We start from the raw sequence: 22,867 nt of genomic DNA on the forward strand, positions 1-22,867 counted from the left end.
CTCCAGTCGGCGGGAGCGGCACCGAGATCCCCCGGACAGCTGGAGGTCTCGTGTCCCGCACTCCGCGCCGACGTCTCGTCGTCGCCACCACCCTGTTCACCCTTCTCGCCACCCTCTTCCTGGCCCCGCCGGCCACCGCCGAGCGTCCGGCAACCGCATCCCCGGCGCGGGCGGACGTGGCCCTGGCACCGCCCGCCACCGTCGGCTTCGAGAAGATCGCCCTCGACGGCGGGCTCGCCATGGGGGAACCCATCGAACTGGCCGTCGCCCCCGACGGCAAGGTCTTCTACATCAACCGGGGCACCAGCAGCGCCGGCGGCCAGGTCCGCCTCTACAACCCGGCGACGAGTTTCACCACGGTCGCGCTGACCCTGGCCCTGGACGCCCGGTTCGAGGACGGCCTGATCGGCATCACCCTGCATCCGAGCTTCGCGAGCAACCGCTGGGTCTACCTCTTCTACTCGCCCAAGGTCACCCCACTGGTCAACCGGATCAGTCGGTTCACCTTCAACCCGTCCACCCTGCTGCTCGACCCGGCCAGCGAGGACATGCTCATCGAGTGGCCCACCGAGCGGGACCTGTGCTGCCACTCGGCCGGCTCGATGAGCTGGGACGCCGCCGGCAACATGTACTTCGCCGTCGGCGACAACACCAACTCCGGCGGCGACTCCGCCGGGATGGCCCCGATCGACGAGCGGACGAACCGCAACCCGCAGTACGACGCCCAGCGCACCTCCGGCAACACCAACGACCTGCGCGGAAAGATCAATCGGATCCACCCGGAGAACGACGGCAGCTACACCGTCCCTTCCGGCAACCTCTTCGCCGCCGGCACCGCGCGAACCCGCCCGGAGATCTACGTGATGGGCGTGCGTAACCCGTACCGGATCTGGGTCGACCGCAAGGCCAACAACACGCTCTACTGGGGCGAGGTCGGCCCGGACGCCGGCGTCGACCTCGCCAACCGGGGCCCGGCGGCGTACGACGAGTTCAACCGGGCCACCGCGCCCGGCAACTACGGCTGGCCGTTCTGCGGCGGCCCGAACGTCGCCTACAACGACTGGGATTTCGGCGCTGCCGCACCGCGCGGCTGGTTCCCGTGCGGCGGCTCGACCGGCCCGGTCAACAACTCGCCCCGCAACACCGGTCTGCAGCAGCTCCCGCCCACAAAGCCGGCGCTGGTCTGGGAGCAGCACGGTGGCAGCGAGGACTGGCCGGCACTGGACAACCCGGGTGGGTGCGGTTCGCCCAACCACGTCGAGGTCTACCACTACGACCCGAACCTCGTCTCGGACGTGAAGTGGCCGGCCTACTACGACAACAAGTGGCTGATCTCCGAGTACTGCCGCAACTGGATCAAGGAGGTCCAGTTCGACAACGGCAACCCGTCCACCGGCGCGCCGACGGTGATCGAGCCGGTGCTCTCCGGCATGAAACTCGTCCACCCCATCGACTGGCAGTTCGGCCCGGACGGCTCGCTCTACCTACTTGAGTACGGCAGCGGCTACTTCTCCGGCGCCGTCGACGCCGGTCTCTACAAAATCAACTACGTCCAGGGTGGCCGCTCGCCGGTGGCCAAGGCCACCGTCAACAGGGACAACGGCCTGGCCCCGCTGGCCGTGACCTTCTCCAGCGCCGGCAGCACGGACCCGGACGGCGACCCGCTGACGTACGCCTGGGACTTCACCAACAACGGCAGCCCCGACTCGACCGCCGCGAACCCGTCCTTCACGTACTCCGCCAACGGCAGCTACAGCGCCCGGCTCACCGTCAGCGACGGCACCGGCCGCAGCGCGACCACACTGGTGCCGGTGGTCGTCGGCAACAACCGGCCGACGGTCACCCTGAACGGACTGCCCGCTGGCGGGCTCTTCGACTGGGGGCAGGACCTGACGGTGAGCGCCACCGCCAGCGACCCGCAGGACGGCACGCCAGCCTGTTCCACGGTGGTCCTCCGGGCCGCACTCGGACACCAGGAGCACGCCCACGAGGAGGGGGAAGGGACCGGCTGCGGCGCCACCTTCAACACCGGCCCGGTGCACGCCGGCCCCGACTCGGTGCTGTTCTTCGTACTCCGGGGCAGCTACGTCGATCGCGGCGCGACCGGCTCGGCCGTCCTGACCGGGGAGAAGGACATCAGCCTCTACCCGAAACAGTGGCAGGCCGAGCACTTCGTCCAGCTCAACGGGCCCAAGGTGATCGACCAGGCGGCGGCCGAGGGCGGCAAGCGACTGGGTGACATCCAGAACGGCGAGAACGTCCGGCACCACGCGGTGAGCCTCAAGGGGATCACCGGAGTCCGGGCACGGGTCTCCTCCGGCGGCCCCGGGGGCGCGCTCTCCTTCCGGTACGACTCACCCACCGGCACCGAGGTCGCCCGGATCGCGGTGCCGAACACCGGCGGCTGGGACAACTACACCGATTTCAGCGCCACGGTGACCAAGCCCGACGACGGCACCCACGACCTGTTCCTGGTCTTCACCGGCGGCAGCGGCGCGCTGCTGGACGTGGACAGCTACACCTTCACCGGGCCGGGGGTCGGCGTTGGCGGGCCGCGCTCCGGGGAGGTCAAGGCCCTCGGCAAGTGCGCGGACATCGCCTCCAGCCAGACCGCCAACGGCACCCCGGTGCAGACCTGGACCTGCAACGGCACCGCCGCGCAGCGCTGGACCCTGCCCGGCGACGGCACGGTGCGCGGCCTCACCAAGTGCCTGGACGTGAAGGCGAGCGGCACCGCCGAGGGCACGCTCGTGCAGCTCTACGACTGCAACGGCAGTGGGGCCCAGCAGTGGGCCGCCCAGCCGGACGGCAGCCTGCGCAACCCACAGTCCGGGCGCTGCCTGGACATCCCCAACTCCGACCTCACCGACGGCAGGCAACTGCGGATCTGGACCTGCAACGGCACCGGGGCGCAACGCTGGACCCTGCCGTGACCGGCCCCTGATTCGTGGGGCGGAGTCCGGCCGTCCACCCGCGTCCCCGGGTGGGCGGCCAGGGCTCGGGGGAGAATGCCGGGATGCGGCTCGTACTCACGACGGACACCCACCTACCAAAGCGGGCCCGGGATCTGCCTGGGGCGCTCTGGACGGCCATCGAGGAGGCGGACGTGGTGGTGCACGCTGGCGACTGGGTGGACGAGGCGCTCCTCGACGCGATGACCGTACGTTCGCGCCGACTGATCGGGGTGTACGGCAACAACGACGGCCCGGCGCTGCGCGCCCGGCTGCCGGAGGTGGCTCAGGTCGAGCTCGACGGCCTGCGGGTCGCGGTGGTGCACGAGACCGGGCCACGGACCGGCCGCGAGGAGCGGTGCGCGGCCCGGTTCCCCGATGTCGACCTGCTGGTGTTCGGGCACTCGCACATCCCGTGGGACACCGAAGCGCCCGGTGGGCTGCGCCTACTCAACCCCGGCTCACCCACCGACCGCCGCTCCCAACCCCACGCCACCTACCTCACCGCCGAGATCCGCGCGGGCAGCCTGGCTCAGGTGCGCCTGCACAGTCTTCCCCGCCCCTGACCCCGCGATCTTGCACTTGCTGTCGGTGTATCGCGAGGAATGTGTGTTATGTCGCGACAGAAAGTGCAAGATCGCGCAGGGGTGGGGTGGGGTTACTGGCCTCGGCCTGTTTGGGCTTGGAGTTCGTCGATCTGCTTGGACGCCTCGGCCTTGGTGAGGTCGTCCGGGAGGTCCGCGTCGGCCTCACGGGCTAGCGTGTTCAGGTAGGACTCCTGCGCCGCCGTCGGCGGCTCGTCGCCGGTGACCCACTCGTCGGGGTCCTTGATCGCGCCGCGCGGGTCGGCGTGCTCGTTGCTGCGGTCCGTCATCGTCATCACCCTCTCTTCGAACAGGTGTGCCAGTACCCCGATACTCGGTGGTTCATGCTCGCCGACGGCCGCTGCCGCCCCGCCGCCGTCTGGTGGTGACCCGCTGTGGACCGGGCGCGTCGACTGCTCGATCATCTCGGCCTGCGGACGCCGAATGCGCCGGTACCCGCGTGGAACGAAGTGGGCCAGCCTTATCGAGGTTGGCCCGCCCGTCCGATCGGGCTGTCGTTCGGGAGCTTCAGTGTGTACGGGCGCTCGGGCCACTTGCTGAGGGCACCTATGCGCCGCCGGCACCCTCGGAGGGATCGACGGCGGGCTTGCGGAACGGCCCCCACGCGACGAAGCGCTCGTACAGCTCTCGCGGGGTCGGCCCGTCGTGCGGGTTCAGGTGGTACAGATCCTTGGTCGCCTCGTAGAACATGCCCGCCAGGTAGATCGAGAGGCCGGGCCTGTTGTCCTCGAACTCGGCCCTGAGTAGAAGCTTGGCCTCCGCGCAGGGCCACGGCTGGCCATCCACCCGGCAGAACCACATCGGACGCAGTGGGGTGTGGGGCTTCCGCGTGCGGTGATCGCGCGGGCGGCTGGGCTTCGGGCCGGCGAGGGGCGGTGGCGCCTGAGTGCTGAGGCTCATTGGGTCGTCTCCTGCCTACGGGTCACCATCTCGGCGGCCAAGGTCCAGTTGATCTCTGTTGGGGCGTTCCACGAGGGACTGAAGGGCGGTACGAACCCGCCGACCAGGGGCGGGTCATACCGCGTGACCCGCTGCGCCGGGGCGTCGTTGGTCCGCTTCGACTTGCGGGCGGTGCGGCAGAAGGGGCACGCGCACTTGCGGCCACCCGGGAAGCGCTTCGACCGATGCGGCCGGTGCCTCGGCTGGGCCAGATCGGCATCGTCGTCATCCACGGACGCACCCCTCCTTGCAGTTGCACGGAGTCCGGGCCGCGAACTCCAATCCCCCTCCACGACCCGGACCCCGAATCCTCGGGGCGCGGTGCCGAGGTACCAAGGGGGAAGCAACTCGGCACCGCGCACTTCACAGTCTGGTGAGGACGCCGCTACCCTCGGAAGGCGTTCTCGCTGGTCTCGGTGATGGTCTGGTGTTCACCGTCCGGATCTGGTGACGCTTGGTGATCTTGGCGAACCCCTGGAGGACCCTTGGAGCGCGAGCAGACGGCCGATATGATCCGTGCCCAGCTCCGCAGGCAGCGCACGCTGACTGGCATGAACCAGGATGAATTCGGCAAGCGCACGAACTACTCGGGCTCGACCGTGTCCGCCGTGGAGACTGGCACCCGCGCGTTGGACCTGCCATACGCCCGGCGTGCGGACGAAATCCTGGAGACCGGGGGCCTGTTCGAGTACCTGCTGAAGGAGGCGCAGCGCGACGGGCAGCCGAGCTGGTTCAAGCCCTGGCTCGATGCCGAGCGCGCCGCGAAGCAGCTCCGGTACTTCAACCCAACGCTCATCCCCGGCCTGCTCCAGACGGCGAATTACGCGCGAGCGGTCCTGCGCTTCGATGACACTCGCCCGGAGGATGAGGTCGAACAGCAGGTCGCCTCTCGGCTGGAGCGTCAAGAGGTCCTGCGACGCGAGCGACCTCCGCAGGTGATCGCGGTTATTGATGAGTCCGCACTGCGCCGGCTTGACGCGATCATGGTCGAGCAGCTTGCGCATCTGCTGAGGATGTCGGAGCTGCCTCACATCCACATCCATGTGATTCCAGCCGCCGCCGGCCTACACGTCGGGCTGTCCGGGCCACTGGCCTTGGCCATGCTTCCGGACGGCGCATGGGTCGGACACCTGGAGAACCAGCTTGCAGGCACTCCCGTGGATGTTGAGGGTGGAGTCGCTACGCTGATGGCGAGATGGGAGAGCGTGAGGGGCGTAGCCCTCCCGCACAACCTATCGGTAGCCCTCTTGAAGGAAGTAGAGAGCCAGCATGGACCTCAGTAGCGCTCAGTGGAAGAAATCAACCCGCAGCGGAACGAGCGGCGGCGACTGCGTTGAGGTGGCCGACAACCTGCCTGGAGTGATTGCCGTCCGCGACAGCAAGGACCCGTCCGGCCCGGTGCTGGCCTTCGAGCCGACCACCTGGCAGTCGTTCGTCGGGTTCGCCAAGCAGTCCTAACAGGACGAAAAGGCAGGTCTTTCAGCGTGATGCTGGGGGCCTGCCTCGTTGTTGGGCGCCTTCGCCTCACGGGTGGCGATCGAGCCCAGCGCGTGGCCGATGGAAGGCCCAAGCCTCAGGGCCAGGCCAAGCAGCCTGGCGTGCCTGGTGTAGAGCACGTAGAGCGCTGGCGGGTCATCGGTCGGGTCGATCAATGGGCGAGGCGCTTCATGCCCACGGACGGCGACCTACGATCACCGGATGAGCGTGGACCGGTCGGGTGTGGTGGTGGTCGGGGCGGGCATCGCCGGGGTGGCCTGCGCGGTGGAGCTGACCCGGGCCGGGGTGCCGGTGCAGGTCCGGGAGCGGGGGCACGTCTGCGGTGGCCGGATGGCCAGCAAACGCTTCGAGGGTCGGCCCGCGGACATCGGTGCCGCATACTTCACCGCCACCGACCCGGACTTCGCTGCCGTGGTCGAGCAGTGGGGCGCCGCAGGCCTGGTCCGCGAATGGACCGACACCTTCCAGGCGTACGACCGGAACGGGCACCACGACGTGCCCGGGCCGATGCGCTTCGCCGCCCCGCGTGGGCTGCGCTCGTTGGTCGAGCACCTGGCCGGCGCGGTGCCGGTGACCGTGGACCGGCTGGTGCTCAGCGTGGAGCCCGGGCCGGCCGTGGACGGCGCGCCGTGCGCGGCGGTCGCCCTGGCCATGCCGGGCCCGCAGGCCGCACTCCTGCTCGACCCGGCCCTTACCGACGCCACCCGGGTCGTGCAGGCGCAGCGCTGGTCACCGTCACTGGCCGCGGTGCTGCGCTTCCCGACCCGGCGCTGGCCGGACATCCGTGGCGCGTTCGTCAACGACCACCCGGTCCTCAACCTCGTCTGCGACGACGGCGACCGGCGCGGTGACGGTGCCCCGGTGCTGGTCGCGCACACCGTGCCGGAGTTCGCCGCCGGGCACCTGGCCCAGCCCACCGGGGCCGGCCCGGCGATCGAGCAAGCCGTCCGGGACCTGCTGGGGTTGCCCGAGCAGGCCGTCCACGTGCACGTGCATCGCTGGACGTACGCGAAGCCGACCAGCGGCGCCGGCGGCGACACCCACCACCTGGATGCCGACGGGATCGGCCTGGCCGGCGACGCGTTCGGCAAGCCCCGGGTCCAGAGCGCCTGGCGCTCGGGCCGGGACCTCGGCCGTGCCCTGGCCGCCCAACTGGCCTGACCGCGCCTGGCCTGACCGCGTCCGGCTCGCCGGGGCGGGTGGTCGCGTGCTCAGGCGTGCCCGGCCGTGGCGACGGGCCGGGCATCAGCGTCACGTTCGCTCGGGTCGGAGGTCCGCTCGCCCTCCCGGTCCAGCAACTGCATGACCGGCGTCGCCGTGATGCCGTGCACCACCACGGACACGAGCACCACCAGCCCGACGGTCGCCCAGAGCAGTTCGGCCTGCGGGAAGTCGGCCTTCGTGGTGGCGTACGCGAGGTAGTAGAACGAGCCGACGCCCCGGATGCCGAACGACGAGATGACCCAGTGCTCGGCCGGCCGGCCCGGCGCGCCGCGCAGTGACAACCAGCCCATCAGCGGCCGAATCAGGAACACCAGCGCCAACCCGACGGCAGCCGCAGGCCAGGTCAGCGGGACCAGCAGGCCACCCACGATCGCACCGCCGAGCAGCAGCAACAGCACCAGGGTGAGCAGCCGTTCGACCTGCTCGGCGAAGTCGTGCAGCACGGAGTGGAACTCGTGGGTCCGCTCGGCGGCCCGGATCGCCCGGGCGGCCACGAACACCGCCAGGAAGCCGTACCCGCCGATCACCTCCACCAGCCCGTACGCCAGGAACGTCGCGGCCAGCGCCAGGAAGCCCTCGGCGTGCCGGGCCAGCCGCAGCTTGCTGGGCGCGCGGAAGAACAGCTTGCCGAGCAGCCAGCCGATGAGCAGGCCGCCCCCCACCCCGGCGCTCACCTTCCAGAGCACGTCCACGGCGAACCACTCGGCCAACCAGTCGCGCGGGGCGAGGCTGGTCGAGGCGATGGCGATGGCGGCGTAGACGAACGGGAACGCCAGCCCGTCGTTCAGGCCAGCCTCGGAGGTCAACGCGAAGCGGACCTCGTCCTCGGAGTCCTCCACGTCCGTCGGCTCGCCGACCTGCACGTCGGCGGCGAGCACCGGGTCGGTCGGGGCCAGCGCGGCGCCCAACAGCAGTGCGGCGGCCGGCACCAGCCCCGCCCACCACCAGCCGAGCAGTGCCACTGCCGCGATGCACAGTGGCATCGCGATGGCCAGCAGTCGCCAGGTGGACGACCACCGTCTCCAACTCAACGGCCGATCGATCTTGAGCCCGGCGCCCATCAGGGCGACGATGACCCCGATCTCGGTGAGGTGCGTGGCCAACTCCGGGTGGGCCAGCGGGTCCGGTGTGGGCAGTCCGACGGGCAGCAGGAACACCAGCATGCCGAGGGCGAGGAAGGCGATCGGCATGGACAGTGGGCGCTGCTCCAACACCCGCGGCAGGATGCCCGCGAGCAGAGCGCCCAGGCCCACCAGCGCGAACGCCACATCTACCGGCTCCACGGCACCATCCCTCCGCGCACCCGCGCGGCGCGGGCAGGCGGAGACAGACCTTGCCCCACAGGGCCGCCGGCTATGCGCGTACGAGCCGGTGAACCGGAGTGAGCCTCAGCGCGGTCGGGTCAGCGGCGAGTTTGCCAGTTCGGCCAACAGCGCGCCCGGGTCGTCGTACACCGCCACCGCGCCAGCGCCGGCCAGCTCGCCGCGGCTGGTGCCGCCGCACGTCAACCCCACACACGGGATGTTCAACCTGCCGGCCGCGACGACGTCCCACACCGAGTCGCCGACGAAGACCACCCGCTCGGCGGCCAACCCGGACTGCTCCAACGCGGCCACCAGGATGTCCGGGGCCGGCTTGCTCTGCTGGGCGTCCGCCGAGGAGGTGACCGTGTCGATCACATCGTCGGCGGCCAGCGCCCGTCGCAACGCGCCGACCTCAGGTTCCGAGGCGGAGGTGGCGAGCACCACCCGTAGCCCTCGCTCCGCGCAGGCGCGCAGCAGGTCCGCAGCCCGGGGAAGCGGCGTGAGCCGCTCCCAGTACTCGGCGTACAGGGTGTCGTGCGCGTCGCGCAGCTTCGTGTCGGCGTCGCGGTCCCGCTCAGGGCCGAGCAGGTGGTCGAGCAGCTTGTCAGATCCCATCCCGATCGAGCGGTGCACCATCGCCATCGGCACCGGCTGATCGGTCTGGCGTAACGCCTCCCACCAACTCACGGTGTGCAGGTAGGTGGTGTCGACCAGGGTGCCGTCGACGTCGAAGAGGACCCCGGCGAGCCCGTCGGTACGCATGGCGTCCTCCTACCCGTTCGGGTGGTCTCAGGGGCGCTCGGCCGGCGGGGTGAGGATCTCGAACCAGACCGTGGAGCCGCGGACCGCCGGGTCGGTGCCCCAGGCGTCACTGAGTTCCTCGATCAGGCCGAGACCGCGCCCGCGACTGCTCAACGTGTCGGTGCGGGTCCGGGTCACGGTCCCCCGGGTGCCGGAGTCGGCGACCGAGACCAGCAGCCGCTCGGGACTGAGGTCGATCTCCACCCGGGCGGCGGTGCCGGCGTGCAGCAACGCGTTGGTGGTCAGCTCGCTGGTGCACAGCACGGCCGCCCCGATCACCGACTCGGGCACCTGCCACTCGGTGAGCTGGCCGGTCATCCAGTGTCGGACCCGGCTGGGCGCGGTCGGCTCCGCGGGCACCTCCATGCTCGCCGAGCGACTCGGCTTGAGCGCGTGCTCGACCGCCAGCACGGCCACGTCGTCCTCGGTGCCGCCCGGTACCGCTGCGGTGGCCACCGCGCAGAGCGCGCGGGGGTCGCCACTGGCGGCCTTGCCGACGGCGTCGCCGAGGGTGGCCAGCCCGGCACTGAGGCTGTGCCGGCGACGCTCCACCACCCCGTCGCTGAACAGCAGCAGGGTGTCACCGGGGCGGAACGCGACCGTGGTGGTGCCCGGCCGGCCGCCCAGACCCAGCGGAGGGCCGGCCGGCACGTCGACGTACTCGGCGTGGGAGCGGCCATCCGGGTCGCTACGGCGGATCAGCGGCGCGGGGTGACCGGCGCTGGCCAGGGTCAGCTCCCGCCGCTCCGCGTCGATCACCCCGAACGCCACGGTGACGAAGAGCTCGTGTGTGCCGGCCTCCGCGCCCAGGCTGGTCACCAGCCGGTCCAGCCCGGCCAGCACCGCGTCGGGCGCCGGGTCGGCCAGGGCCAGCGCGCGCAGCGCGGCGCGGACCTGCCCCATCCGCGCGGCGGCCTGCACGTCGTGCCCGGCGACGTCGCCCAACACCACGCCGAGGCCGCCGTTGGGCAGCAGGAAAGCGTCGTAGAAGTCGCCGCCGGCGGCGTTGCCGTCCACCCCCGGGTCGTAGCGTGCCGCGATCCGCAGCCGGGGCAGGTCCGGCAGGTGCTCCGGCAACATGCTGCGTTGCAACAGTTGAGCGGTGCCGTGCTGGGTCTCGAACCGGCGGGCCCGCTCCGCGGCCTGGCCGATCAGCTCGGCCGAGGCGGCCAGGAGCGCCCGCTCGGCGGGCGACCAGGTGTGCGGCACCTGGTAGCCGACCGCCAGCCCACCGCGGACCACCGACGTGCCCAGGGGCAGGGCCGCCATCGAGCGGATCTTCTGGTCGTGGCGGTCCACCGCGGTCTCGCGCAGCGGTTGCCCGTCGCTGGCGAACGTCGGGCCGCCGGAGCGTGCCGCCTGCACCACCGGAGCCGACCAGTCCGCCGGCGCGCGCCGCCAGAGCGGGGGAAGTCGCTCGTCGGCCTCGTCCAGCAACTCGCCACGGACCCGGCGCACCATGCGCCAACCGCCGCCGCCCTCGTCGACCCCGAACGAGGCCTGGTCGGGGTCGAACGTGGTGATCGCGTACCGCAGCGCCACCCGGGCCACGTCGTCGAGGGTGAGCGTGCCGGCGAGCGCCGCGGCCACCTCGCTGAGGCTCTGCAACTGCTCGGTGACGTGGGTGGTCTCGGCCGCGACCATCAACACGCCGACGATCTGCCCGGCGCTGTCGCGCACCGGCGAGTAGCCCCGGGTGAAGACCGCCTGCTCCACCGTCGCGGAGTGCCCACGGGCCAGCGGGACGGTGGATTCCTTCTCCAGGAACGGCACGCCCTGCCGGTAGGTGCGCTCGATCACCGCACCGAGACCGGGCAGCGCCCAGATGTCGGCGAACACCTCGGCGGCCGGACGGCCGAGGGCGCCCGGGTGCTTGGTGCCCAGCAACTCGGCGTAGCCGGCGTTGTAGAGCAGGACGAGGTCGTCGCCGTACGCCAGGGCCATCGGCATCGGCGAGGCGAGGATGAGCTCGACCACGGCCCGGATCGCCACGTCCCAGCCCTCGGGTGGGCCCAGCGGGGTGCCGGCCCAGTCGTGGGCGAGCACGGCAGCGGGCGCGCTCGGCCCGGTGGATGCGCCTGGGCCCGGAGTTGCTGGCGTGGGGACTCGCCCGACCGTTCCTGGCATGTCCGCAGCCTAGTCGGCCGATCGGAAAAGGCATCCGATCATGGCGGCGGGCCGTCGTCGCCCTCCTCGCCGGTGGCCGTTCGGGCAGTTCAAGGCCCCTGTCCGGCGGCTTGTCGCAAAAAATGGGGCGTGCTGCGCGGACTGCCACTCCGGTTGCCGGGTATGCGCCCGGCGCAGTCCATGCGACAGGAGGGACATCATGCTGAAAACCCTCGCGGTCCGGCAGGCCGATATCGGTGATGCCATCGCCGACACCTGGAGGTCGGTGCTGCTCTTCATCCCGAAGGCAGTGGCCTTCATCGTCATCCTCGTGGTCGGCTGGCTCATCGCCAGAGCGGTCCTCAAGATCGTGGACACGGTGCTGGAACGGGTGCGCTTCGACGAGGCGGTCGAACGCGGAGGCATCAAACGGGCACTGGAGAGAACGAAGTACGACGCCAGCGACATCCTGGCCAGACTGGCGTACTACGCAGTCCTGCTGTTCACCCTGCAGTTCGCCTTCGGCGTCTGGGGACCCAACGCGATCAGTGACCTGATCAGCGGTGTGGTGGCGTGGCTGCCACGGGCGTTCGTCGCGATCATCGTGGTGGTGGTGGCGGCCGCGATCGCCAACGCCGTCCGGGATCTGGTCACCGGGGCGCTGGGAGGGCTCTCCTACGGCAAGGTCCTGGCCGACCTGACGGCGATCTTCATCATCGCTCTCGGCGTGATCGCCGCGCTGAACCAGGTGGGTATCGCCACCACGGTGACCACCCCGGTCCTGATCGCGGTGCTCGCCACGGTGGCCGGCATCCTGATCATCGGTGTCGGTGGTGGTCTCGTGAAGCCGATGCAGAACCGCTGGGACGGCTGGCTGGATCGGGCGGCCAAGGAAGCTCGGGCGGTGCAGCAGCAGCGTCAGGCCACGGCGGCCGGGCGTAGCGACGTGGAGCGCCAGATGGCCGACCGTGGGGGCGACCGCACCCAGGCCATGCCCCAGGTGGACGAGGCCCAGCAATACCGCTCGTAGCGGCGGGAACGGCACGGCCGGTGGGAGGGTGTTCCGCGTGCGACGCGGAATGCCCTCCCCGCCCGCGTCAGGCCCGGTCGAGCGAGCGGGCCAACGCGCAGACCGCGAGCAGTCGGGTGAGCAGCCACTCCGGGTGGCTCCAGTCCACCGGCCCGCTCGGCGGCGCCCAACCGTGCTCCAGGGCGGCCACGCGGACCCCCTCGGCGTAGCCGGCGAGCGTCGCTGCGGTCAGCGGTTGACGGTCACCGTCGAGGCTGTCGCGTACGGCGGCCGCGTGCTGGTCGACGAGGGCCAGCAGCCCTGGTCGAGCGGCGGCGGCGGCGAGCCCGACGGTGCCGACGGAGACGGTGAGGGCGGCCAGGGTGGACCGCGCCGAGTCGACGGCGGTACGGGAGGCGACCCGGTTGAACGGCACACGCATGGTGACCGAGGCTAACCGACCGGTGACCGCGTCGACCTCGGCCGCTCGGCGGATGTCGGCTGTGCCACTGGGCGACCGGGGCTGACCGCGGGGGTTGATCCGGCACAGACGGGGCAGCAGGAGAACCACCCGCACATGGCGGCACACGGCACGGAGGCACGGATGGGACAGCAGACGGACGGACCGGACGAGCAGCACCGGCGGCCGGCCGGGGTGAGCGACGCGACGATCGCCGCGCTCGGCAAGCTCAGCGAGGCGCTGGAGTGCGTGGAGCGGGCCCGGGGGCATCTGTATTCGCTGCACCAGCTGATCGGGCATGCCGACCTCATGCTCGACGACGCGGTGGAGCAGTTCCGCGCCGCCGGCCATCCGCAGCTGGCCGACCGGATCGACAGGGAGTTGCTGGGCCGCAACGTCATCGCCGGCCGGTGGACATTCCAGATCGTCGAGGATTTCGACGACGGCTACCACGCGCTGTTCCGGGAGTTGGACCAGCAGGCCCGCGACGAGTTGGTGGGCGGGCGACGCCACCTCTACGAGGCGGAGATGAAGGAACGCCGCCGCAGCCGGGGCCGGCCGGGGCACGAGGCCCGACCGGGCAGCGAAGGTTAGTCGCCGGTCGCGCCTGCCGGGCGCCGCCGTGCCGCGTCGTCGGCGATGATCACCGTGGCCACCATCAGTGCGACGCACAGGCTGAACAGCCACGACTCGTCGGCGACGAGCCAGGCGGACACGGGTGCCTGCAGCGCGGCGAGCAGGAAGCCGAGCCAGGCGAACCGACGCTGACGCGATGAGAGGATTCCGGAGCCTTGATGCATTCCGAAATTCTTACGCGAACCAGCCGGCTTGCCGTCCTCCGATCGGCCGATTCTGGATGAGCTGTCCGTTTTTTCGACCATCCGGGCACGACTTCTTGCCGCCGCGAACGATCGGGTGCCTCCGGCGCTAGGGTGTCGCTGCGGCAGGATGGTGTCTCGTGTCCACCACGCCCTCGCGCCCTCGCGCCTCGCTGCTCCTGCTGGCCTACCTGGCGTTCGTCAGCCTCGGCCTGCCCGACGGTCTGCTCGGCGTCGGCTGGCCCTCGATCCGGGGCGACTTCGGCGTACCGACCGAGGCGGTCGGGTTGGTGCTCACCGCGGGCACCATCGGCTATCTCACCTCCAGCGTGCTGGCCGGGTTCACGCTGGCCCGGGTCGGTGTGGGTGCGCTGCTCGCCGGCAGCACCCTGCTGGCCAGCCTGGCGTTGACCGGTTATTCCCTGAGCCCTGCGCTGGCCGTGCTGGTGGGATGCGCGCTGCTGCTCGGGCTCGGCTCCGGTGCGGTCGACTCCGGGCTCAACGCGTACGCCGCCGGGGCCTTCGGCCCGCGCCACATGAACTGGTTGCACGCCTTCTTCGGCCTGGGCGTGGCGATCGGCCCGCTGATCATGACCGCCGCGCTGAGCGCAGGTCTCGCCTGGCGCTGGGGGTACGGCATCGTGGCCGCCGCCCAGCTCGTTCTCGCCGCCGCGTTCGCGCTCACCGTCCGGGCCTGGAAACGCAGCGTCCCGGGCGCTACCGAGACGGGCGCCGCCGCCGCGAGTGCGAGTGGCGGCACATCGCCGCAGGTTCGGGTCCCGGTCCGGGCGACGCTGCGGTTGCCGGCGGTCTGGTCGGGGACGCTCGCCTTCGTGCTGTACGTCGCCATCGAGGTGTCCGCCGGCCTGTGGGCGTTCCTGCTGCTGACCGAGGGGCGTGGCCTGAGCGCTTCGGTGGCCGGCGGCTGCGTCTCCGCGTACTGGGGCAGCCTCTTCATCGGCCGGGTGGTGCAGGGCGTGGTGGCCGAGCGGCTGGGATCCGGGCTGGTGCTGCGCGTCAGCCTGGCCGGAATGGCCGTGGGCGCGGTGCTGATCGCCATCCCCGGGCCGGCCGCGTTGGCGGTGCTCGGCCTGGTCGTGGTCGGCTTCGCCGCCGCACCGGTGTTCCCGCTGCTCACTCTCACCACCGCCGACCGGGTCGGCCCTGCGCACGCGGACCGGGCCATCGGGCTTCAGATCGGCGCCGCCGGCATCGGCGCGGCGCTCGTCCCGGCCGGGCTCGGCGTGCTGATCGGCAACACGTCTGTCGAGGTGCTGGGTTCGGCCCTGGTGGTGCTCGCGTTGGCGTTGATCGTGCTCTACGAGTTGGGTGCCCGCCGCTCGACCGGCCGGCCCGCCCCGGAGCTGGCCGAGCAGTCGGTCCCCGCCCAGCTCGCTGGGGAGTCTCAGACGTCGGGCCCGGTCCGGCCGGTGGTGGACGGACGGTAGGCGCGCTCCGGGTCGGTGGGCTCCTGGCCGCCGCCCTGGGCCTGCCCGTCACGGTCCGCCGCTGCCGGCCCGTGCCCGAATGCGGCCTCCTCGCCTGCGTCGTTGCCGGTCACGTCGTCGGCCTGCCCGTCGAGGCTGGAGCCCGACACGGCGCGCTCCAGCTCTTCCAACGGAAGTCGTTCCTCGTCCCGCCACACCCTGTTGTCGTCGGTCATGCCATCAGCCGTACCCGGGCGCGATGATCGCAAACGGTGCCGCGCGTACGGCGATGGCCGCCGGAACTCCGGCGGCCATCGCGTGTCGTTGCTCAGGATCACGGCTGCGGACGGTCCACCGAGCCGCGCCAGGCGCCGGTCTCCTGACCGCGCCGCTCGATGTAGGTCTTGAACCGCTCAAGGTCGCCCTTGGCACGCCGATCGACGATGCCGAGCTTGTCGCCGGCCTGCTCGACCACCCCGTGCGGCTCGAACTCGAGCTGCAGGGTCACCCGGGTCTTGTCCTGGTCCAGCCGGTGGAAGGTCACCACGCCGGCCTGCTGGGTGCCGCCGGTCGAGCGCCAGGCGACCCGCTCGTCGGGAAGCTGCTCGGTGATCTCGGCGTCGAACTCACGCTTCACCCCGGCGATGTCCACCGTCCAGTGGGTCATCGTGTCGGAGAGCTGCCGGACCTCCTGCACGCCCTCCATGAACTCGGGGAACTCCTCGAACTGCGTCCACTGGTCGTACGCGGTGCGTACGGGCACAGAAACGTCGACATGTTCGGTAACACCACTCATCGGGGAACCTCCTTCAGTCGCTGGTGGTCTCCCGGATCGGGGGGTGATCCGGTCACCAGCGAGTTGTCTCGTTCTTGTTGCCGAGCGCGGCCCACACCTCGGAAACCGTCTGGTAGAGGGTGCCGTCGGGCAGGCGTTCCAGCGCCGCCACGATGTCGTCCGGCGCCTCGTTCTCGCGTGCGCTGGCGATGAGCACCAGGCGGTCGCCCGGAAGGGCGCTCATCGAGATGAACCGGCCGAGCCGGCTGCGCTGCTCGACGTCTGTCGAACTCATCCCCTGCGGGGTGCCGGTACGCAGGTCACCGGCCGGGGCGGTGGTCGTCTCCGGCTGGTCCTCGCCAGCCGGTTCCGGCACTCGCGACTCGTCGACCCGAGAGCCCCCGGTCCCCGGCCCCTGTACGAGACCGCTGACCTCCTGACTCATCTGTTCGTCGATCCTCGGTCCGTGCTTGCTGTTGCCACGCTCCATGCCTTCTGCGCTACCCGGCACCCCGCCCGATAAACCGGCATCGGGCCACGCACCGGCCCTCGGCGCGGCCCGGTGCCGGACATCCGAGGCCGAACCGGGCTCAGTCGTCGGCGGGCTTGCGCGGCGGCAGCACCGGTTCCTCGGGGTCCGGGTCGCCGGCCTGCAACTGTCGCCCGCGCTGCACCTCGGCGTTGATCTGCACGCCCAGCAACAGCGCCGAGTTCGACAGGTAGAGCCAGACCAGGAACGCGATGGCCGCCCCCAGGCTGCCGTAGGTGGTGTCGTACGAGCCGAAGTTGGCCACGTAGAGGCCGAAGCCGAAGGAGCCGAGCGCCCAGGCGACCAGGGCCACCGCGCCGCCCGGGGTGAGCCAGCGGAACCGGGGCTGCCGCACGTTCGGCGCGATCCAGAACAGCAGCGACAGCAGCGCCAACATGATCATGGCGAGCACCGGCCACTTCGCCACGCTCCACATCGTGCGGGCCAGGCCCCCGGCGTTGATCAGGTCCCCGACCGCGTCGGTGACCGGGCCACTGACGATCAGGCCGAGGGCGACCAGCGCGAGCAGCACCAGCGTGATCGCGGCCAGGCCGATCTGCAGAGGCCGCAGCTTCCAGACCGGCCGGCCCTCGGTCACTCCGTAGACGGCGTTGGAGGCCCGGGTGAAGGCCCCGATAAAGCCCGACGCGGACCACAGCGCTCCCAACAGGCCGAAGCTCAGCAGCAGCTTGGGGTTGCTCTGCTCGACCACCACGGTCCGAATCACTCCGACCACGCCGCCCTCGGCCACCACCGACCCGGCACCCATCTGCTTCGCCAGGTCGACGACGGTGTCGACGGTCTGCTCGCCCTTGGAGACCAGACCGACCAGGGCCACCACCACGATGGCGGACGGAAAGAGCGCCAGGACCCCGTAGTAGGTCAACGCGGCGGCCCAGTCGGAGCAGTTGTCGGTGACGAAGTTCCGCACGCTGCGGACCACCACCCCACGCCACGTCCGCCAGCTCAGCTGCCGCATCCGGCGGGGCACCCGCGTGCCCTCCGTGCCGCCGACCGTCGTACCGGGCTCCGTGGTCGTCATGCCCGCTCCCTGTGCCCCGGCCACCGGATGACCGGTCGTCCGGTCGGGCCTGGCCCCGCCGTACCCGGATCGGGAAATCGAGAAACTCGCCCAGCGCCTGCGGGCACCGCGTACGGTTTGCCGCCCCCTCAGGGGGGAACGGTCATGGGAACCTTTCGACACGGAGGAGGACGAGATGCCCGGGCGCGAGGACATGCCCAGCACGCTGCGGCGCTCCCCGGACAAGGCGCAGCGCACCTGGGAGAAGACGCACGACTCGGCGGTCGAGACCTACGGCGAGGGGGAGCGGTCGCACCGCACCGCCTTCGCCGCGGTGAAGCACGAGTTCGAGAAGGTCGGAGACCACTGGGAGCCGAAGGGCCGCAAGGGCCCGAGCGACCAACAGGCCGCCGGCGGCGGGCCGGAACGGCGGGCACCCACCGCGGGTGGGGTGGACGCCAACGCCACCAAGGACCACCTGATGTCGGTGGCGCGCAAGCTGGACGTACCCGGTCGGTCCAGCATGACCAAGCCGGACCTGGTCAAGGCGATCGAGAAGGCCAACGACCGGGCCACCCGCAAGGCCCGCGGCGACTGACCGCCGCCGCACCGGAACACAACCGACGCGGTACGGGCGGACGCACCATCCCGGCGTCCGCCCGTACCGTTCACCAGTGCCCGCCTCCGGGGGCCTCGATGTGCACCGCCTTCGTGGCGGTGAACTCGTCCAGCAGTTCCGGGCCGTATCCGAAGCCCTGCCCGCTGGCCCGACGCGGGTGTGCGGCACCACCCGGCGCGCCCCCGAACACCGCGTTGACCTTGACGGTGCCCACCGGCAACTCCCGCCAGGCCCGTTGCGCGTGGCTCATCGACGCGGTCAACACCGTGGCGGCCAGCCCGTACGGGGAGTCCGCGGCGCAGCGCAGCGCCTCGTCGAACGAGTCGACCACCACCACCGGGGCGACCGGCCCGAACGTCTCCTCCCGCACCAGCGGCATGTCGTGCCGGCAGTCGGTGACCACGGTGGCCGGGTAGAACGACCCCGGCCCGTCCGGCAGCTCTCCGCCAGCACAGACCCGCGCGCCGTCCGCCACCGCCGCGGTCACCTGCCCGTGCACGTGGTCGCGGTGCCGCCTGTCGACCAGTGGGCCAAGCTCGGTGCCCGGGTCCCGGCCCGGCCCGACCCGCAGCGCGTCGGCGCGACGCACCAGCGCCGCCACGAAGTCGTCGGCCACCTCCCGGTGCACGTAGATCCGCTCCACCGCCACGCAGAGCTGCCCGGCGTTGGCGAAGGCGCCGAGCGCGGCCTGACCGGCCGCCCAATCCGGGTCGACGCCCGCGTCCACGATCAACGGGTCACTGCCGCCGTTCTCCAGCAGCGCCTTGGCGCCGGTGCGGGCCGTGGCGGCGGCGATCGCCCGCCCGGTCGCGGTGGAGCCGACGTGCGCGACCACGTCCACGTCCTGGCCGGCCAGCGCCGCACCGACCTCCGGCCCACCGGTGAGCAACGACAGCACCCCGGCCGGCAGCGCCTGGTCCAGCGCCCGGGCCAGCAGCCAGCCGGTCGCCGGGGTGCGTTCGCTGGGCTTGAAGAGCACCACGTTGCCGGTGACCAGGGCCGCGCCGAGCAGCCCGCACGAGACCGCCACCGGGTCGTTCCACGGGGTGATGGCGGCCACGACGCCACGCGGTTGCGGGGTCATGAAGTCCAGCGCGTCCGATGCGCCGTGCAGCGTCCGCCCGCCGCGCAGCGGGGCCAGCTCCGCGTACTGTCGCAGGGTGCCGATGCCCGCCTCGACGCCGCCGCGGGCATCCGCCAGCGGCTTGCCCATCTCCGCGGTGACGGCCGCCGCCAGCTCCTCGGTGACCGCGGCGACCGCGTCGGCGGCCCGGTGCAGCGCCGCCGCCCGCTCGGCCGGCGCGGTCGCCGCCCACTCCGAGGCCGCCTCGCGCGCCGCCTCCACCGCCTTGCCGACCTCATCGGCCGTGGCCACCGGCACCTGGCTCACCGGCGAACCGTCCGCCGGATCGTGGACGACCAGCTCGCCGCCCGCGCCGCCCGCTCCCCACACCCCGCCCACCAGCTGCGCAACCGTGTACATGCGGCGCTGGATGCCCCGGCGTCGGCGGGACAAACGCGTTTCGCCCGGTTGCACGCCGGGTAGGCGGATCGGATGACTACCACCGGCGCAGAGAGCGCGGACGCCGTCGTCGTCGGGGCCGGCCACAACGGCCTGGTGGCGGCCAACCTGCTGGCGGACGCCGGGTGGGACGTGGTGGTGCTGGAGGCGACCGCGGTGCCCGGCGGCGCGGTCCGCTCCGCCGAGGTGACCGCGCCCGGCTATCTCAGCGACCTCTACAGCTCGTTCTACCCCCTGGGGTACGCCTCACCAGTGTTGCGCGACCTCGACCTGGGCCAGCACGGGTTGTCCTGGCGGCATTCGCCGGACGTGCTGGCGCATCTGCTGCCGGACGGGCGGGCCGCGGTGATCAACCGGGACCCGCACGTCACGGCCGGCTCGCTGGAGCAGTTCGCCCCGGGCGACGGTAAGCGCTGGCTCAACGCGTACACCGACTGGCTCGACGTGTCCGAGCCGATGCTGGAGACCATCACCACGCCGTTCCCGCCGGTACGCGGCGGGCTGGGCCTGTTGCGCCAACTGCGGGTCGCCGGCGCGCTGCGACTGGCCCGGCGCCTGGTGGTGCCGGTCCGCAAGCTGGGCGACGAACTCTTCGACGGCCCCGGCGGGCCGGCCCTGCTGGCCGGCTGCGCCCTGCACACCGACCTGTCCCCGGAGGAGGCCGGCTCCGGGGTGTACGGGTGGTTGCTGGCCATGCTCGGCCAGCAGGTCGGCTGGCCGGTGCCCGACGGCGGCGCACAGCAGATCACCAACGCGCTGGTGGCCCGGCTACAGGCGCGCGGCGGTCGGATCCTCTACGGCGCCCGGGTCGACCGGGTGCTCACCGCCCGGGGACGGGCGATGGGGGTACGCACCGTGGGCGGGGCGCTGTGGCGGGCCCGCCGGGCCGTGCTGGCCGACGTCCCGGCGCCAGCGCTCTACCTCGACCTGGTCGGCGCGGCGGCGCTGCCGTCGCGGCTGGTGGAGGACCTGGCGCACTTCCGGTGGGACGGTTCGACGCTGAAGGTGGACTGGGCGCTCTCCGCGCCGGTGCCGTGGACGAACCCGCAGGTGGCCGGCTCCGGCACCGTGCATCTCGGCGCGGACCTCAACGGGCTGACCCGCTACGCCGGTGAGCTGGCCCGCGGCGAGCTGCCGCGCGACCCGTTCCTGCTGCTCGGGCAGATGTCGGTGGCCGACCCGAGCCACTCACCGCCGGGCACCGAGTCGCTCTGGTCGTACACGCACCTGCCGTTCCGACGGGACTGGCGGGCCGAGGACGTCGCCGGGCACGTGCAGCGGATGGAGGACGTGCTGGAGGCGGCGGCGCCGGGTTTCCGGCAACTGATCGTCGGCCGACACGTGGCCGGGCCAGCCGACCTGGAGAAGGGCAACCCGAGCCTGGTCGGTGGCACGCTCGGCGGCGGCACCGCCGCCGCGTACCAGCAGCTGTTCCTGCGCCCGATCCCCGGCCTGGGCCGGGCGGACACCCCGGTGGACCGGCTCTTCCTGGCCAGCGCGTCGGCGCATCCCGGTGGCGGGGTGCACGGCGCACCCGGCGCGAACGCGGCCCGCGCGGCACTGGCCCGCGACCGCGCGCTCACCGGCCGCGCCTACGCCGCCGCGATCGGCGCCGCGCACCGCGCCGTCTACCCGGACTGACCGCCCGCGCCGACCCGCCCGTCGCGACTCCGTCACGGACAGGCGGGATGCGCGGGTCAGCGGGTGATGTTGCGGTGCTTGCTGCGCAGGCGGAACGGCATCAGGGCGCTCTCCACCTTGGTGGCGGTGGTCATCTTGGACTCCCCGTCGCGCCGCTCCTCGAAGCGGATCGGCACCTCCAGGATGGTGTGCCCCAGCTTGGTGGCCAGGTAGTGCATCTCCACCTGGAAGCTGTAGCCGTTGGACTGCACCCGCTCCAGGTCGATGTCCCGCAGTGCGTCGGCCCGCCAGATCTTGAAGCCCGCGGTCAGGTCCCGGATGCGTACCCGCAGCAGGGTGTGCACGTAGAGGTTCGCCCAGCCGCTGAGGGCCCGACGGTACAGCGGCCAGTTCTCGTCCAGCTCGCCACCGGGCACGTAGCGGGAACCGATCACCACGCTGGCCTGGGTGGAGAGCAGCGCGCCCAGCATCCCCGGCAGCGCCGCCGCCGGGTGCGACAGGTCGGCATCCATCTGCGCCACGTACTCGGCGCCGCCCTCGATCGCCCGCCCCATCCCGTCCACGTACGCCCGGCCGAGGCCCTCCTTGCCGGCGCGGTGCACGACCTCGATCCGGTCCGGATGCTCGATGGCCAGCTTGTCGGCCACATCGCCAGTGCCGTCGGGGGAATTGTCGTCCGCGACGAGGATGCGCAGCCCCGGCAGCGGCAGTGCGAGCAGTCGCTCGACCAGCGCGGGTAGGTTGCCCGCCTCGTTGTAGGTGGGCACGACGACGGTCAGGCGTGCGTCCCGCCACGGCGACGGCAGCTGCACAGGCTCGATCATGTCGGACATCCTCGGTTTGCGGGCAGGGGCTCCTAGAAGGGTATCCAGTTGTCACATCCGGCTTGAAGAGGCACCCCTGCCGGGCGTTGCGGAAGGCGATCCACCGCAGCGCCCGGGCATCGATCCGCTGGTCGTCGCGCTGCCGGTCAACGCTTGCGACGACCGGTGTCGGCGCCGGTCTGCGTCACGCCGAGCCCTTCTGCCGCGTGGCGATGTCGGAGAGCCGGTTCAGCGTCTCCCGGTTACGCAGGTGCAGCACCAAATCATTGATCTTGTTGCGGACCCAGCGCAGTGGGCCGGCGGCGAAGTCCTCCCCGATACGGACCCGGGTGGCGCCCTCGCCGACCGGTTGCAGGGTGAAGGCCACGATCGCCTCGCCAGCCGGCCAGAGACCGGCCTTCAGCACGAGCCGGTGCGGCGGCTCGCAGACCAGCACCGTCGACGCGTCCTGCAAGGAGAACGGCCACGGCCCGGCCCGATGGTGCAGTTGGCTGCCCACCCGGGGCCAGGCGTCGTCCACGTCGCGCACGTGTGCCGTGCCCACGACCCAGTCGCTGTACGTCCACCCGTCGGCGAGCACGTCGAACACCTGCTGCGGGGGAGCTTCGATCACTTTCTCCACAATCGCCACTGGGCTCCCATACCCGCGCCGCGGCGGAGCTAACGGCCATCGCGTTAGCTTCTCCTTCGCGGCGGGTAAGGCCGACACGGGGCACCGCTGGCGGCGCTGGTCCACCGCGCCGACGACGACGTTTACTCCTCGGGGCGCAGGGAACCCGCCGGCTGTGCGACAGG

At 71.8% G+C, this 22,867-nt stretch carries 25 protein-coding genes; 10 read left to right on the top strand and 15 right to left on the bottom strand.

Annotated features, from left to right (window positions below; translation table 11 throughout):
* The first annotated feature begins 50 nt into the window (after positions 1-50).
* Positions 51-2,933, top strand: coding sequence for a ricin-type beta-trefoil lectin domain protein (locus ABZT18_RS10070; RefSeq protein ID WP_354993832.1), 2,883 nt, complete (start codon positions 51-53; stop codon positions 2,931-2,933).
* An 83-nt stretch (positions 2,934-3,016) separates the two neighbouring features.
* A complete protein-coding gene (locus tag ABZT18_RS10075; RefSeq protein ID WP_354993831.1) occupies positions 3,017-3,517 on the top strand; it encodes a metallophosphoesterase in 501 nt (166 codons plus the stop codon).
* A gap of 92 nt (positions 3,518-3,609) precedes the next feature.
* Here the strand turns inward: ABZT18_RS10075 and ABZT18_RS10080 are convergent, their stop codons facing one another.
* From ABZT18_RS10080 to ABZT18_RS10090, 3 genes are all read right to left on the bottom strand, one after another.
* The gene (locus tag ABZT18_RS10080; RefSeq protein ID WP_354994054.1) at positions 3,610-3,825 is read right to left on the bottom strand and encodes a DUF3072 domain-containing protein; all 216 of its coding nucleotides are present in this window, start codon (positions 3,823-3,825) and stop codon (positions 3,610-3,612) included.
* A 277-nt stretch (positions 3,826-4,102) separates the two neighbouring features.
* Positions 4,103-4,456: a hypothetical protein gene (locus tag ABZT18_RS10085; protein WP_354993830.1), complete on the bottom strand. Its 354-nt coding sequence runs from the start codon at positions 4,454-4,456 to the stop codon at positions 4,103-4,105.
* On the bottom strand, positions 4,453-4,728 hold the full coding sequence (locus tag ABZT18_RS10090; protein WP_354993829.1) for a hypothetical protein: 276 nt from the start codon (positions 4,726-4,728) through the stop codon (positions 4,453-4,455). Before ABZT18_RS10090 ends, ABZT18_RS10085 begins: the two co-directional genes overlap by 4 nt.
* 252 nt (positions 4,729-4,980) lie before the next feature.
* On the opposite strand from ABZT18_RS10090, the gene ABZT18_RS10095 reads away from it, so the two are divergent.
* The 3 genes from ABZT18_RS10095 (at position 4,981) to ABZT18_RS10105 (ending at position 7,153) form a co-directional block, all read left to right on the top strand.
* A complete protein-coding gene (locus ABZT18_RS10095) occupies positions 4,981-5,778 on the top strand; it encodes a helix-turn-helix transcriptional regulator (RefSeq protein ID WP_354993828.1) in 798 nt (265 codons plus the stop codon).
* Complete coding sequence (locus ABZT18_RS10100) at positions 5,765-5,953, top strand: DUF397 domain-containing protein (RefSeq protein WP_354993827.1); 189 nt, start codon at positions 5,765-5,767, stop codon at positions 5,951-5,953. The genes ABZT18_RS10095 and ABZT18_RS10100 overlap by 14 nt, the downstream gene beginning before the upstream one ends.
* A gap of 240 nt (positions 5,954-6,193) precedes the next feature.
* A complete protein-coding gene (locus tag ABZT18_RS10105; RefSeq protein ID WP_354993826.1) occupies positions 6,194-7,153 on the top strand; it encodes an FAD-dependent oxidoreductase in 960 nt (319 codons plus the stop codon).
* A 50-nt stretch (positions 7,154-7,203) separates the two neighbouring features.
* On the opposite strand, the gene ABZT18_RS10110 is transcribed toward ABZT18_RS10105, so the two are convergent.
* The 3 genes from ABZT18_RS10110 to ABZT18_RS10120 form a co-directional block, all read right to left on the bottom strand.
* Positions 7,204-8,499 carry a cation:proton antiporter gene (locus ABZT18_RS10110; RefSeq protein ID WP_354993825.1) on the bottom strand — a complete coding sequence of 432 codons (1,296 nt, stop codon included), beginning with the start codon at positions 8,497-8,499 and terminating at the stop codon, positions 7,204-7,206.
* A 105-nt stretch (positions 8,500-8,604) separates the two neighbouring features.
* Positions 8,605-9,282, bottom strand: coding sequence for an HAD family hydrolase (locus ABZT18_RS10115; protein WP_355250966.1), 678 nt, complete (start codon positions 9,280-9,282; stop codon positions 8,605-8,607).
* Between the two features lie 27 nt (positions 9,283-9,309).
* Positions 9,310-11,448 (bottom strand): SpoIIE family protein phosphatase, encoded by a 2,139-nt coding sequence (locus ABZT18_RS10120; RefSeq protein WP_355250969.1) that lies wholly within the window; start codon positions 11,446-11,448, stop codon positions 9,310-9,312.
* Positions 11,449-11,647: 199 nt separating this feature from the next.
* Between ABZT18_RS10120 and ABZT18_RS10125 the strand changes: the two genes are divergently transcribed.
* Positions 11,648-12,457 carry a hypothetical protein gene (locus tag ABZT18_RS10125; RefSeq protein WP_354993822.1) on the top strand — a complete coding sequence of 270 codons (810 nt, stop codon included), beginning with the start codon at positions 11,648-11,650 and terminating at the stop codon, positions 12,455-12,457.
* Between the two features lie 67 nt (positions 12,458-12,524).
* On the opposite strand, the gene ABZT18_RS10130 is transcribed toward ABZT18_RS10125, so the two are convergent.
* A complete protein-coding gene (locus tag ABZT18_RS10130; RefSeq protein ID WP_354993821.1) occupies positions 12,525-12,878 on the bottom strand; it encodes a DUF6401 family natural product biosynthesis protein in 354 nt (117 codons plus the stop codon).
* Positions 12,879-13,040: 162 nt separating this feature from the next.
* On the opposite strand from ABZT18_RS10130, the gene ABZT18_RS10135 reads away from it, so the two are divergent.
* Positions 13,041-13,490: a hypothetical protein gene (locus tag ABZT18_RS10135; RefSeq protein WP_354993820.1), complete on the top strand. Its 450-nt coding sequence runs from the start codon at positions 13,041-13,043 to the stop codon at positions 13,488-13,490.
* On the opposite strand, the gene ABZT18_RS10140 is transcribed toward ABZT18_RS10135, so the two are convergent.
* Positions 13,487-13,696 (bottom strand): hypothetical protein, encoded by a 210-nt coding sequence (locus ABZT18_RS10140; protein WP_355250972.1) that lies wholly within the window; start codon positions 13,694-13,696, stop codon positions 13,487-13,489. The genes ABZT18_RS10135 and ABZT18_RS10140 overlap by 4 nt on opposite strands.
* A gap of 158 nt (positions 13,697-13,854) precedes the next feature.
* Here ABZT18_RS10140 and ABZT18_RS10145 point away from each other — a divergent pair, with 158 nt between their 5' ends.
* Positions 13,855-15,162, top strand: a complete 1,308-nt coding sequence (locus ABZT18_RS10145) for an MFS transporter (protein ID WP_355250975.1) — start codon at positions 13,855-13,857, stop codon at positions 15,160-15,162.
* Here ABZT18_RS10145 and ABZT18_RS10150 read toward each other — a convergent pair.
* From ABZT18_RS10150 to ABZT18_RS10165, 4 genes are all read right to left on the bottom strand, one after another.
* On the bottom strand, positions 15,120-15,377 hold the full coding sequence (locus tag ABZT18_RS10150; protein WP_354993817.1) for a hypothetical protein: 258 nt from the start codon (positions 15,375-15,377) through the stop codon (positions 15,120-15,122). The genes ABZT18_RS10145 and ABZT18_RS10150 overlap by 43 nt on opposite strands.
* 98 nt (positions 15,378-15,475) lie before the next feature.
* Entirely contained in the window at positions 15,476-15,937 is a 462-nt protein-coding gene (locus ABZT18_RS10155) for an SRPBCC family protein (RefSeq protein ID WP_354993816.1), read from the bottom strand.
* A 52-nt stretch (positions 15,938-15,989) separates the two neighbouring features.
* Positions 15,990-16,406 carry a DUF2795 domain-containing protein gene (locus ABZT18_RS10160; protein WP_354993815.1) on the bottom strand — a complete coding sequence of 139 codons (417 nt, stop codon included), beginning with the start codon at positions 16,404-16,406 and terminating at the stop codon, positions 15,990-15,992.
* A 100-nt stretch (positions 16,407-16,506) separates the two neighbouring features.
* Complete coding sequence (locus ABZT18_RS10165) at positions 16,507-17,487, bottom strand: YihY/virulence factor BrkB family protein (protein ID WP_354993814.1); 981 nt, start codon at positions 17,485-17,487, stop codon at positions 16,507-16,509.
* A 175-nt stretch (positions 17,488-17,662) separates the two neighbouring features.
* Between ABZT18_RS10165 and ABZT18_RS10170 the strand changes: the two genes are divergently transcribed.
* Positions 17,663-18,064, top strand: a complete 402-nt coding sequence (locus tag ABZT18_RS10170) for a ChaB family protein (protein WP_355165992.1) — start codon at positions 17,663-17,665, stop codon at positions 18,062-18,064.
* 70 nt (positions 18,065-18,134) lie between these two features.
* Here ABZT18_RS10170 and ABZT18_RS10175 read toward each other — a convergent pair whose 3' ends face one another.
* Positions 18,135-19,568: an aldehyde dehydrogenase family protein gene (locus ABZT18_RS10175; RefSeq protein ID WP_355250978.1), complete on the bottom strand. Its 1,434-nt coding sequence runs from the start codon at positions 19,566-19,568 to the stop codon at positions 18,135-18,137.
* 72 nt (positions 19,569-19,640) lie between these two features.
* Here ABZT18_RS10175 and ABZT18_RS10180 point away from each other — a divergent pair, with 72 nt between their 5' ends.
* Complete coding sequence (locus ABZT18_RS10180; protein WP_355250981.1) at positions 19,641-21,248, top strand: NAD(P)/FAD-dependent oxidoreductase; 1,608 nt, start codon at positions 19,641-19,643, stop codon at positions 21,246-21,248.
* A gap of 56 nt (positions 21,249-21,304) precedes the next feature.
* On the opposite strand, the gene ABZT18_RS10185 is transcribed toward ABZT18_RS10180, so the two are convergent.
* Together ABZT18_RS10185 and ABZT18_RS10190 are read right to left on the bottom strand one after the other, a co-directional pair.
* A complete protein-coding gene (locus ABZT18_RS10185; RefSeq protein WP_354993810.1) occupies positions 21,305-22,072 on the bottom strand; it encodes a polyprenol monophosphomannose synthase in 768 nt (255 codons plus the stop codon).
* A gap of 184 nt (positions 22,073-22,256) precedes the next feature.
* Positions 22,257-22,703 (bottom strand): SRPBCC family protein, encoded by a 447-nt coding sequence (locus ABZT18_RS10190; RefSeq protein ID WP_354993809.1) that lies wholly within the window; start codon positions 22,701-22,703, stop codon positions 22,257-22,259.
* Between the last annotated feature and the right edge of the window lie 164 nt (positions 22,704-22,867).

It is taken from the genome of Micromonospora sp. NPDC005291, from assembly GCF_040607415.1.
GTDB lineage: Bacteria > Actinomycetota > Actinomycetes > Mycobacteriales > Micromonosporaceae > Micromonospora.